The sequence below is a fragment of the Streptococcus sp. Marseille-P7375 genome, assembly GCF_902460365.1.
Classification (GTDB): Bacteria; Bacillota; Bacilli; order Lactobacillales; family Streptococcaceae; genus Streptococcus; species Streptococcus cristatus_I.
This window is the reverse complement of the sequence record NZ_CABPTR010000005.1, coordinates 35468-47381: the sequence shown is the minus strand read 5'-3', so window position 1 is coordinate 47381 and position 11914 is coordinate 35468. Positions and strand designations below refer to the sequence as shown.

The window sequence follows — 11914 nt, the reverse complement described above, 5'->3', positions numbered from 1 at the left end:
CAAATTAATCTCCCAAACTAGCTTTGAAAATTTTATGAATCATATCATTTCTAACGTAAGGAATAGCTCCATACTTGCCTTTTAAATAGTTTTTCGCGTATCTTTCATCACTACGAACAACGGAACCATTAAATTTATATTCTGACAGAGCAGTCAAATGACTAATCTCAAGTTCATCTTTTTCTACAAACCAAATTTGATCTCTTCTTAATAATTCCTGATCAAGAATATTTGAATTATGGCTCGTGATAATTAATTGTGAGTTAGTGTTCTCAATATTGTTAAAGAGTTCAATTAAATATTTAGTAACCAGAGGATGTAACAATGCATCTGCTTCATCAATTACTAAAATTCCCCCTTTTTCTAATACGGTAATAATTGGCCCTGCTAAACTTAAGAATACTCGAGTTCCGCTAGATTCAAACCCTTCTACATCAAATAGCTTGCTATCAACAATCATTCCTTCTGAATCATAAATATTATGCTTTGACAAAAGGCGATTTGCCTCTTCTCGTGCTTCCTCAAAAATTTCTTCTGGAATTTCTGCATCAGAATCACCAAAAGGCTTTATTTCAAATTCGTGTTGCTCAATATCCAAATCGGTAATATTAAAATCAGCAATCTTAAGTAAATCTAGAACTTTTGCTCTATAACTATTATTTTCTTTAATCATATTTTTAGTGAATTTAGCATATTTTCCATAACCTGATAAGAAATTAATATTTTCTGTAAGATATTTAATGATGTCTTCTGCTAGTTTTGTATTTGTTACAGAAAGAACAGTTAAAAATAATGAATTAGAATTTGTTAGGCTAAATTTTAAATCCAATACCTCTTTAGTCGTAAAGATGTCAGTAGAGTAGTCCAGGATGCTATCAGAATTTCTTATAAAAATTGGGTTATCATCTATAACTAAGCTTTCCGAAATCACCTCTCCTTTACAAAGAGAAAAAGCATATGTTACAATTTGTCTTGTCATAAGAAAGGAAATTTCAAATTCCATGGGAGTGTCTTTGCTAACATCGTCCAAAGAAAAGGATAAATTTTGAAAATCTCGTTTGCCTTCTTGAGAATCTAACATTGAACGTTGAAGAAATGTTATCATAAATGCTAAAGCCTTCAACAAATTACTCTTTCCACTAGCATTTGCTCCAAAAATACTAGCAGATTTTAGTAAATGGAAATCTGCTTCAATTTCAATCCGGTTATTTAATAATTCCTGTAATTTTTCTGAAGAGACCATACTGAATGTCACTTCATTTTTGAAAGATGTAAAATTCTTTGCTTTAAATTCTATTAGCATATTCAACCTCCGAGATTTTTTCTCGCTACAATTGTAACATTTTTTTAAAAAATTAGATAGTATTCTATTTGTTTAATTCGAAACTTTTTCTAATAATTTTATTTATAATGCTAGTGTAAAATAATGTAAATGAAAGTAATTATAAGTTTTAAAATATTTTACAATATCTTTCACCAGGAAAGTAATGCCAGGCCAGTCGGGACTAACTCGGTCTTGGACCAGAACTTTTTCTCCGTCATAAATCATACACATGTTGACGAATTCGACTGTTTCGCATCTGTTCATCTTGTTCTCCTATTTTGTTGGTAACTTTTCCACTACGTTTAACTTTCGCATGGTCAGATCCATGCCAAACAGCTTTTCAAGATAGTTGGTATTGAGCTTTTTTCGTTTTGCAGTTCTAGGGAGATAGAGGTAGAGACAGTGATCGCCTACACAAATTTCTTCCTCACCGTAGTCAGCTTTCAATTTTTCTAATGGCAGACTTTGGATAAATCCCTGATAAAGAATCACATGTACACGATCATGAAGATAGTCTTCTTTAAATGGATTCTCATGAACAATCTTTTCAAAATCGTTCTTATTTTTGATAACCATTTTTAAGTCGGCCCCAATTTTTTCCTTTATCAAAGTATGAACGCGTTCTCGTATTTCTTCTAAATCTAGGTCACTCTCAAGAATGATATTCCCACTTTGAATATAGGTTCGGACGTGTTGAAACCCAGCTTCTGTCAAAATATCTACCAAATAAGACATTTTTGGAATAGTATTTTTTCCATTAGGAGTAACGCCTCTTAGTAAAATAATATGTTCCAAAGGACTTCCTTTCTTATTTAGTATTTATTGGATTTGAGCCTGCCACCCAGCCGGTACAGAGGGCAGATGTGATGTTGAAGCCACCCGTATGGGCATTGATATCTAGGACCTCTCCAGCGAAGTGGAGACCAGGGACGAGTTTGCTTTCCAGAGTTTTGGGATTGATTTCTTTGAGACTGACGCCACCCTTGGTTACAAAGGACTTGGCAAGGGACATTTTGCCAGTAACAGAGATTTTGAGGAACTTGATGGACTGGAGAAGTTGTCCGCGTTCCTTTTCAGTCAGCTGTTTAACTTTTTCAGGATAGCCTTGCACAAGAAATTCTGCCAAGCGTTCGGGCAACAAGGTTTTTAAAGCATTTTTTAAGGATTTTTCCCGATTTTCCTCTAGAAATGCTACTAAGTCGCTCTCAGAAAGTTGAGGCAAAACATCCAGTGAAAGAACTTCCCCACCCTTGACAAAACTAGACATACGCAGAGCAGCAGGACCGGATAGACCAAAATGGGTAAAAAGCAAATCATGAGTGATGACATGCTTGCCGTAGCTTAGGATCACATCGTCCAGTGAAATTCCCTGCAAGGCCTTATGGGGGAAATCTGTCAATAAAGGACTTTCAGCGGCCTCAAGTTCGGTCACAGTATGCTTAAAGTGTCGGGCAATATCGTGACCGAAGCCTGTCGAGCCAGTTGAAGGGTAGGACTTGCCGCCAGTTGTCACAATCAACTTCTGGCAAGTCCAAGTCTGGTCGCTGGATCTGACAGTGAAAAGCTCATCTGACTTTTTGACGGAGACGATTTCAGTATTGGTGATGACAGTGCCACCTAGCTCTGCAATTTTCTTTTCCAAAGCTTCAATAATGGTGCGGGACTTGTCTGTCGCTGGGAAAACACGGCCGTGGTCTTCGACCTTGAGTTTGACGCCATTTTCCGTAAAAAAGTTGATGATATCATGGTTGTCAAACTGGGAAAAGACGCTGTAAAGAAAGCGCCCGTTGCCAGGAATGCCGGCCATGAGGTCATCTAGGTTTCCGTTATTGGTCACGTTGCAGCGCCCGCCGCCTGTACCAGCTAGTTTCTTGCCCAGTCGTTTATTTTTCTCGAGGAGTAGGGTCTTCTGCCCGTAGAAAGAACTGGAAATGGCAGCCATCATGCCGGCCGGTCCTCCGCCGATGATGATTGTGTCAAAGTGATTCATATATTTTTTCCTTTCGTGAAATAGGAATTTTATGTGCTAGTTAATCTTGCGCAAGGTGATTTTGCCTTCTCGGCTATACAGTGGACATGCTCTGGTCAGCTTTTCTGTCAGTCCTTTAGCTAGCACTAGGTAGAAAATTAATCGGATTTTAGGCTCATTTTTAAGGAAGATCTTTTCCAGAGGCCCAATAGATTTCGTACCATTCTTTTCTAGTCAGTTCGATATCTGTCGCCCTTGCTGATTCGATGATGCGGCTAGCCTTGGTCGTGCCGATGACCGCCTGCATGTGGGCTGGATAGCGTAGCACCCAAGCAATAGCCACTGCCGCTGGTGATATTTGGTATTTGTCGGCCAGTCGGTTTAGGACGGCATTGAGCTTGGGGTATTTATCTGAACCGACAAAAACGCCTTCGAAATAGCCGTGCTGGAGGACTGACCAGGCCTGAATTACGACGTCGTTGAGGTGGCAGTATTCAAAAATACTACCGTCGCGCATATTTGCGGCTGTACCCTCCATGTTGACGTGGAAGCCGGACTCAAAGGCAGGTGAAAAAGCTGCGCTCAATTGGAGCTGATTTGCCACCAAGGGCTGCTTGACCTCTTTTTTGAGTAGCTCCATCATCATAGGATTCTGGTTGGACACTCCAAAATCAAGGACCTTCCCTTGGGATTTGAGTAGATCGAAAGTCTCAGCGATTTCATTAGGTTCCATCAGGGCATCTGGTCGGTGCAAGAGCAGAGAGTCCAGATGATCCACGCCTAAGTGCTGTAAAATACCGTTTGTTGCCTCTAGGATATAGTCTTTGGAAAAGTCAAAGTAGGTGAATTCTTCTATGCGGATCCCCACCTTGGACTGGATCCACATCTTAGCCCGCAGGTCAGGGCGATTTTTGAGCACTTGTCCCAGAATTTCTTCGCACTTGCCTCCACCGTAGATATCGGCTAAGTCAAAAGCGTTAATACCGACTGACAAGGCTGTTTCGACCAGTTCTTCCACCTCTTTGGGTGTCATTTGGGCAATTCGCATAAGCCCTATGATAATCTGGGAAATTTCTCTCTTGCTTTCCCCAAATTCAAGATATTTCATAAGCTCTTCTCCTCGTGTCATTTTAATCTCAGTATAAGCTAAACCCGCTCCAAAGTCAAAAAGCGACTAGCTAGATCGAGCCTTGGAGCAAATGTGTAGAAAATCCTCATTTTGGCTAATGAAATTTGGCTGACTTTGTCGGAAAAGTAGAAGATTTGACAAAAACTTGGCTTCCTGATAGAATAAGAATGTCTTAAAGACAAATAACTTCTTCTTGGTTGCAGGAATTGCCAAGCCTGTCACTCGGATGAAGCGTAAAGAAAAGGAGCTTATCATGGCAATCTCAAAAGAGAAAAAAAATGAAATCATTGCACAATATGCACGTCACGAAGGTGATACAGGTTCAGTAGAGGTTCAAGTTGCTGTCCTTACTTGGGAAATCAACCACCTTAACGAACACATCAAACAACACAAAAAAGACCACGCTACTTACCGTGGTTTGATGAAGAAAATCGGTCGCCGTCGTAACTTGCTTGCATACTTGCGTAAAAACGACGTTAACCGTTACCGTGAGTTGATCAACTCTCTAGGACTTCGTCGTTAATCTGCTTTATTTTCCACTTACATTGCGTTGTCACCTTACCTCGATATACTCAAGTATAATCTTCGGTTACGTTTCCTAGCACTGTAAGGTAAAATAAACCAGATCATCTCCCTTCGGGGAGATTTTTTGTTTCACTAAAATTTTCGTACAATCTTCGGCTCGTCGCCTAGTCTATAAACGTTTTATCCAGCAAGAAACAGGATGCTAAGGGCGTTAAAAATCCGTATGAAAATAGGGAAACGACAAAGTGTTCGATGAACACAAGGAGTTTCATCTTTTTCACTAGGATTTTAGCCCGAGCTCAAATTAGCTCTCTGACTTTATAGGTTTTTCGTTAGTCTTACTTTGTCTTCTATCAGTACAATTTTTAGCCCTCCTTGAATTTTTTAGAAAATCTTGCTAGACTGTAGCTACTAAGATAAAAACACAGTTCTGGTTGGTAGTCCAGACGCAAAAAATCCATTTTTTGTCAGTAACCTTCCTCCTTGGTTGTCCATTCTTAGGGATTTTTAAAGGAGGTGCTGTCATGGACACGATTTCAATGACGCTGACAGTTTATTTTGAAGAGGGATTTTGGCACGGTCTTTTCGGGCAGGAACATGCTCAATCTTATAGAGTCTGCCGAGTCACCTTTGGTGCAGAGCCTAGTACGCAGGAATTGTTGGATTTTCTAAACCGTTATTATCACCGATTGCAGTTTAGTCCTAGCATCAGGGTGAAGGAGAAGACTAAGTCGGTCAGTCCTAAACGCCTGCAGAGACAGGCTAAAAAAGAGCAGCTGGCTTCACGTTCTTCAAAGTCTCAGGAAGCGCTGCAACTGCAATTTGAAGAGCAAAAGCAAGTTGCTCGAGTCAAACGCAAGCAGCAGAAAGAACTGGCTAAGCAAAGGAAATTCGAACTCAAACAGCAAAAACGATTGGAAAAGCAAAAGGGGCATTGAGCCTAGTTTTTCTTATTTTTATGGAAAGGCCTTCCGTAGGGAGGCTTTTTTGTTTCTTGAACAAATTCCCCTGTCTTGCAACTATACCAATTTTTTATTGACAAATGTCAACTTGCTGTGTATAATGTTTTTGTCTCTTAATAAAAAGATAAATAAGACTATACCAATTTTCAATAAAGGAGGAACTAGCTTTTTGCCAGCAAAAGGCTAGAAATAAATCTATGTGTGGAATCGTCGGAGTTGTGGGAAACCGCAATGCAACAGATATTTTGATGCAAGGACTTGAAAAGTTAGAATACCGAGGCTATGATTCGGCTGGAATTTTTGTGACAACAGGAGAAAAATCTAGTCTGGTCAAGTCTGTTGGCCGGATTGCAGATCTTCGTGCCAAGATTGGTATGGATGTGGTAGGTTCAACAGGTATTGGGCATACCCGCTGGGCGACTCACGGAAAACCAAGTGAGAATAACGCCCATCCTCACACTTCTCAGACAGGTCGTTTTGTTTTGGTTCACAACGGTGTGATTGAAAATTACCTGGATATCAAAAATAACTATCTTGCTGGCCATGATTTTAAAGGGCAGACAGATACAGAAATTACAGTTCATTTGATTGGGAAATTTGTGGAAGAAGACGGTCTCTCTGTTCTTGACGCTTTCCGCAAGGCCCTTCACATTATCGAAGGTTCCTACGCTTTTGCTTTAGTAGACGCTCAAGATCCTTCTACAATCTACGTTGCCAAAAACAAATCGCCGCTTTTGATTGGCTTGGGAGAAGGCTACAACATGGTCTGCTCCGATGCCATGGCTATGATTCGTGAGACCAGTGAATACATGGAAATCCATGATAAAGAGCTGGTCATCGTGACGGCTAATAGCGTAGAAGTGCAAGACTACGAAGGCAATGTTCTTGAACGTGGCAGCTATACTGCTGAGCTGGACCTGTCTGATATCGGCAAAGGCACTTATCCTTACTACATGCTGAAGGAAATTGATGAGCAGCCGACCGTGATGCGTAAGCTGATCAAAACATACTCTGATGAAAATCAAAAAGTTGTTGTAGATCCAGAGATTATTAAGACTGTTCAAGAGTCGGACCGAATCTACATTATTGCTGCTGGAACTTCTTATAATGCAGGTTATGCCTCTAAGACTATGCTAGAGGAATTAACAGATACACCTGTAGAACTAGGGATTGCCTCTGAGTGGGGGTATACCATGCCTTTGCTCAGCAAGAAGCCAATGTTTATTTTCCTTAGTCAGTCAGGTGAAACAGCTGATAGTCGTCAGGTATTGGTTAAGACTAATGAACTGGGCATTCCAAGTTTAACGGTAACAAATGTTCCAGGTTCTACGCTTTCTCGTGAAGCAACTTATACTATGTTATTGCATGCCGGTCCAGAAATTGCCGTAGCTTCAACTAAGGCTTATACAGGACAAGTAGCGACTCTAGCATTTCTTGCTAAAGCAGTTGGGGAAGCCAATGGTAATGAAAAAGCAAAAAAATTCGATTTAGTGCATGAACTTTCAATTGTAGCTCAGTCTATTGAGTCAACTCTTTCTGAAAAAGAGTTAATTGAAGAAAAAGTTCGTGGACTCTTGGAAACGACCCGTAATGCTTTCTATATCGGGCGCGGTCAAGACTATTATGTAGTTATGGAAGCCAGCCTCAAGCTTAAGGAAATTTCTTATATTCAATGTGAAGGATTTGCGGCTGGAGAGCTCAAACATGGAACCATCTCATTAATAGAAGATGGTACACCTGTTATTGCGTTGATTTCTGATAATCCAACCGTTGCTTCTCATACTCGAGGTAATGTTTCTGAAGTAGTAGCTCGCGGTGCGAATACTTTGACTATTGTGGAAGAAGGGGTAGAAAAAGAAGGTGATGACATTATTGTCAACAAAGTTCACCCGTATCTATCTAGCATTTCTATGGTTATTCCTACTCAATTAATTGCCTACTATGCTTCACTGCATCGTGGACTGGATGTAGATAAGCCACGTAATTTAGCAAAAGCTGTTACAGTTGAATAAGAACATATGAGCAAATAGGTGTGAGACTGATAGGCTATTCTTTCAGTCTTACGGCCTATTTTTTTATAATTCGTAATTTGAATTTTTAATGTAATTTTTCAGTGCATTTTTATTATTATAGGCTATAAAAGAAATATTTGTGACAAAAGTTGATTTTTTGGCACAAAATCTGTGACAAAGCTTTAGTTTTAAGCGTTTTCATTTTTGTATATACTAGATTCAAAGAAAAGGAGGAAAATCCTAATGGAAGAAAAAGTATCTTTGAAGGTTAGAGTTCAAAAACTTGGAACATCACTTTCAAACATGGTTATGCCCAATATTGGGGCTTTTATTGCTTGGGGAGTGTTAACTGCCCTCTTCATTCCTGATGGTTATCTACCAAATGAACAATTGGCTGCTATTGTTAGTCCTATGTTGACTTATCTACTACCGACTCTAATTGGTTACACGGGCGGTTATGTAATTCATGGACAACGTGGTGCCGTTGTAGGAGCTATTGCTACTGTTGGTGCGATCACAGGCTCTAGTGTTCCTATGTTTATCGGAGCTATGGTAATGGGGCCACTAGGTGGATGGGCTATCAAGAAATTTGATGAGAAGTTCCAGGAGAAAATTCGTCCCGGCTTTGAAATGTTAGTTAATAACTTCTCAGCTGGTCTAGTTGGTTTTGCATTACTGCTTTTGGCTTTCTACGCGATCGGTCCAGTCGTATCGACTCTTACTGGAGCTGTTGGAAATGGTGTTGAGGCTATTGTCAATGCTAAACTTCTACCTTTGGCAAACATTATCATCGAGCCAGCAAAGGTACTTTTCCTTAACAATGCTCTTAATCATGGAATCTTTACACCTCTGGGAGCTGAGCAAGTATCTCAAGCTGGTAAATCTGTTCTCTTCCTCTTAGAGGCTAACCCTGGACCAGGTCTGGGTATCCTCTTGGCTTACGCCTTGTTTGGCAAAGGTTCTGCTAGATCTTCTTCTTGGGGAGCAATGGTTATCCATTTCTTTGGTGGGATCCATGAAATATACTTCCCATATGTTATGATGAAACCAGCTCTCTTTTTAGCTGCGATTGCTGGCGGTGTATCGGGTACTTTCACATTCCAACTCTTTGATGCTGGTCTTAAATCTCCAGCTTCACCGGGTTCTATTATCGCTATTATGGCTATGGCACCAAAAGGTGTTTGGCCTCATCTGAATGTTCTTCTAGGTGTTTTAGTGGCAGCGGTAGTTTCTTTCTTTGTAGCATCCATTATCCTTCGTGCAGACAAGTCAACTGAGGTTTCTCTTGAAGATGCTCAAGCTGCGACTCAAGCTGCAAAGGCCAAATCTAAGGGACAAGTACTTTCAGATGATGTAAACAAAAACATTTCAAGAGATTCAGTAGAGAAAATTATTTTTGCTTGTGATGCTGGCATGGGAAGCTCTGCGATGGGAGCTAGTATTCTTCGAGATAAGGTTAAAAAAGCAGGTCTGGGAATTCCAGTATCTAATCAGGCCATCTCAAATTTGGTTGATACACCGAAAACATTAATTGTTACTCAGGAAGAGCTGACACCAAGAGCTAAAGGCAAGAGTCCAAGTGCTATTCATGTTTCTGTTGATAATTTCTTGGCGTCCCCTCGTTACGATGAAATTGTAGCTTCATTAACAGGAGCTTCTCCAATAGTAGAAATTGAAGGAGATATACCAACTTCAGCACCAGTAGATAGTCAGGAAATTGACCTTAATCATATTGATGCTGTAGTAGTTGCTTATGATAAGGCTCAGGGGTCAGCTACTATGGGGTGCGAGACGATTCGGGCTATCTTTAAACATAACAATATTCGAATTCCAGTTTCTACTGAAGCTATTTCAGAACTAAGTGGATATAATGCCAAGAATATTGTGATTGTGACAACAATTGGTCTGCAATCAAAAGTACAGCAAGCAGCACCGAATTCTCAATTTCTTATTGTGGATAGTTTAGTAACAACACCAGAATATGATAAAATGGTTGCTAGAATGTACAAATAGAACTAGAAGGTTGCTAAAAAACGAATGCTATTAACAAAACGAGAAGAACAATTATTGAAGGCTTTCCTACATGTAGGGAAGCTTTCAATGCAAGACATGACTGAGATCTTGCAGGTATCTTCTAGAACAATTTATCGGACTTTGGCTGATTTGTCAGATAGTTTGGCGTCACAAGATATTAAAATTATAAAACAAGGCAAGTATCATATTTTGTCGGGTAACATAGCTGATTTACCCGCAAATTTGGAAGTCTTGATTGAATATAGCCGACAGGAAAGGTTGGAGCTAATTACCTATCGTCTCTTAACAGAAGAAGGTTTTATCACCAATGAGTCCTTACAGGAATGTATGAAAGTCAGTAATGTGACTATTATCCAAGATATCGCAGACATTGATAAGCGTCTCTTGGACTTTGATATGAAGATTGAGAGACAAAAAGGTTACCGAATTTCTGGGGATTCAATTTGCAAAAGGCGATTTTTAGCTATTCTATTGACTAACTGCATCTCGGTAGCTGATTTCTCAGCTGGTCATTTTGCAAGTTTTAATATTTTAGACGCCAATAGAGTCCGACAGGCCGCTCAGATTCTTGAGAATTATTTGACGGATTTTTCGGACATGGATGCTAAGATGAGAATGTTTTTTGCTATTTTGCTGTCTCTAATTGGTCAGGAACAAAATATTGAAAATCTACCGAATACTAGTAAGCAAGCTCTAGAAATTTCTCAAAAGATCTTTCAGGATTATTCCAAGAAAACTTCTCAATACTATAGTATTCAGGAAATTATTTATTATGCTAGTATTTTGGATGAACTCATTATCAAACGCCAAGACAACCCTCTCTTCACAGAGAAATTTGATGGAGAATTCTTCTATGATATTTCGAATCTGATTGATACAGTTTCAATGTATACTAAGATTGATTTTTTTAAGGATAAGGTACTATTTAGCTTTCTGTTCCATCATATTCGACTTAGTCTAGGCATTCCTATATTGTTTCAAGAGGAGAGTCTACCAGAGCCTATACAGCTTTTGGTTGAAAGAAATAAGTTTCTTTATACGGTCATCAGTCTTTTAGTAAATGACATTTTTCCGAAATACCTTCATACAGAGTATGAGTATGGCATGATTGCCCTACATTTTATCTCTAGCTTAGGTCGTAGCCCAGAAATTTATCCAATTCGCATTCTACTTTTAACAGATGAAAGGCGGGTTACTAGAGATTTGTTGGTCAGTAAGATTAAGAGTGTCGCCCCTTTTGTAGAATGGATAGATATCCAGTCTTTAGTAGCTTATCACAGTATTGACCTTAGTCGATATGACTATATTTTATCTACTAAGCCATTGGCCAATCAAGAAATAGATGTGATTTCTAGTTTTCCAACAGTCAAAGAATTATTGGAATTGCAGGAAAAGCTTCAGTATGTACAGGCACATCGTACGATTGTAGTACGTGACGCACTTGTTCCAGAGCAAAATTACGATCTGCAAGATTATTTGGAGTCTAGTGGTCAAATCTTAAGCCAGTTTGAATTGATTCCGCTAGAGAATGAACAATCGTTTGAGCAGACAGTGGAGCAAATTATTCAGTACCAGAAAAATATAAGTGATAAAGTCTATTTGACAAAGAAACTTTTGTCTCGCTTCCAGACAAGTCCGATGGCTATTCCAAATACTGGTCTAGTACTCCTACATACTCAGTCAAGAAAGATAACCACTAGCAGTTTTACGATGTTTGATCTAAAGCAGCCTATTATAGCTTTATCTATGAAACGAGAAAAAGAAGAGGTCACAAGATGTTTGCTCATGCTGATGCCTACTAATGCCAGTGAGGAAGTAAGAGATTTGATGACGGCTATTAGCCAGTCTATTATTGAAAACCATCTGTATACAGAGATTTACAAAACAGGGAATCAATCTATCATTTACCAAATGCTGAATACTATTTTTAATGAAAAAATTAAGAAATTGGAGAACTAA

General features: G+C 39.3%; 9 protein-coding genes and 1 pseudogene. 5 read left to right on the top strand and 5 right to left on the bottom strand.

The window, feature by feature from the left end; translation table 11 throughout:
• Positions 1–4 precede the first annotated feature (4 nt).
• The 5 genes and pseudogenes from FZ954_RS09995 to FZ954_RS09975 all read right to left on the bottom strand — a co-directional run bounded on the left by FZ954_RS09995 (position 5) and on the right by FZ954_RS09975 (position 4401).
• Positions 5–1303: an ATP/GTP-binding protein gene (locus tag FZ954_RS09995; protein ID WP_148878265.1), complete on the bottom strand. Its 1299-nt coding sequence runs from the start codon at positions 1301–1303 to the stop codon at positions 5–7.
• Between the two features lie 177 nt (positions 1304–1480).
• Positions 1481–1588, bottom strand: a pseudogene (locus FZ954_RS09990) (DNA mismatch repair protein MutT); the annotation flags it as partial.
• Between the two features lie 9 nt (positions 1589–1597).
• Complete coding sequence (locus FZ954_RS09985; RefSeq protein WP_148878264.1) at positions 1598–2119, bottom strand: DUF1697 domain-containing protein; 522 nt, start codon at positions 2117–2119, stop codon at positions 1598–1600.
• 13 nt (positions 2120–2132) lie between these two features.
• A complete protein-coding gene (locus FZ954_RS09980) occupies positions 2133–3314 on the bottom strand; it encodes an NAD(P)/FAD-dependent oxidoreductase (protein WP_148878263.1) in 1182 nt (393 codons plus the stop codon).
• 160 nt (positions 3315–3474) lie between these two features.
• On the bottom strand, positions 3475–4401 hold the full coding sequence (locus tag FZ954_RS09975; protein WP_148878262.1) for an aldo/keto reductase family oxidoreductase: 927 nt from the start codon (positions 4399–4401) through the stop codon (positions 3475–3477).
• Between the two features lie 274 nt (positions 4402–4675).
• Between FZ954_RS09975 and rpsO the strand changes: the two genes are divergently transcribed.
• From rpsO to FZ954_RS09945, 5 genes are all read left to right on the top strand, one after another.
• Positions 4676–4945, top strand: coding sequence for a 30S ribosomal protein S15 (rpsO, locus tag FZ954_RS09965; protein ID WP_001018251.1), 270 nt, complete (start codon positions 4676–4678; stop codon positions 4943–4945).
• A 526-nt stretch (positions 4946–5471) separates the two neighbouring features.
• Entirely contained in the window at positions 5472–5885 is a 414-nt protein-coding gene (locus FZ954_RS09960) for a YjdF family protein (protein ID WP_148878261.1), read from the top strand.
• A 221-nt stretch (positions 5886–6106) separates the two neighbouring features.
• Entirely contained in the window at positions 6107–7921 is a 1815-nt protein-coding gene (glmS, locus tag FZ954_RS09955; protein ID WP_148878260.1) for a glutamine--fructose-6-phosphate transaminase (isomerizing), read from the top strand.
• A 243-nt stretch (positions 7922–8164) separates the two neighbouring features.
• Positions 8165–9934 (top strand): PTS mannitol-specific transporter subunit IIBC, encoded by a 1770-nt coding sequence (locus tag FZ954_RS09950; RefSeq protein ID WP_148878259.1) that lies wholly within the window; start codon positions 8165–8167, stop codon positions 9932–9934.
• A gap of 24 nt (positions 9935–9958) precedes the next feature.
• Positions 9959–11914 (top strand): BglG family transcription antiterminator, encoded by a 1956-nt coding sequence (locus tag FZ954_RS09945; RefSeq protein ID WP_148878258.1) that lies wholly within the window; start codon positions 9959–9961, stop codon positions 11912–11914.

Excerpts from the sequence above, each read along its gene's own strand:
- FZ954_RS09995 (WP_148878265.1), bottom strand. The coding sequence starts at position 1,303 with ATGCTAATAGAATTTAAAGCAAAGAATTTTACATCTTTCAAAAATGAA.
- FZ954_RS09980 (WP_148878263.1), bottom strand. The coding sequence starts at position 3,314 with ATGAATCACTTTGACACAATCATCATCGGCGGAGGACCGGCCGGCATG.
- FZ954_RS09975 (WP_148878262.1), bottom strand. The coding sequence starts at position 4,401 with ATGAAATATCTTGAATTTGGGGAAAGCAAGAGAGAAATTTCCCAGATT.
- rpsO (WP_001018251.1), top strand. The coding sequence starts at position 4,676 with ATGGCAATCTCAAAAGAGAAAAAAAATGAAATCATTGCACAATATGCA.
- FZ954_RS09960 (WP_148878261.1), top strand. The coding sequence starts at position 5,472 with ATGGACACGATTTCAATGACGCTGACAGTTTATTTTGAAGAGGGATTT.
- glmS (WP_148878260.1), top strand. The coding sequence starts at position 6,107 with ATGTGTGGAATCGTCGGAGTTGTGGGAAACCGCAATGCAACAGATATT.
- FZ954_RS09950 (WP_148878259.1), top strand. The coding sequence starts at position 8,165 with ATGGAAGAAAAAGTATCTTTGAAGGTTAGAGTTCAAAAACTTGGAACA.
- FZ954_RS09945 (WP_148878258.1), top strand. The coding sequence starts at position 9,959 with ATGCTATTAACAAAACGAGAAGAACAATTATTGAAGGCTTTCCTACAT.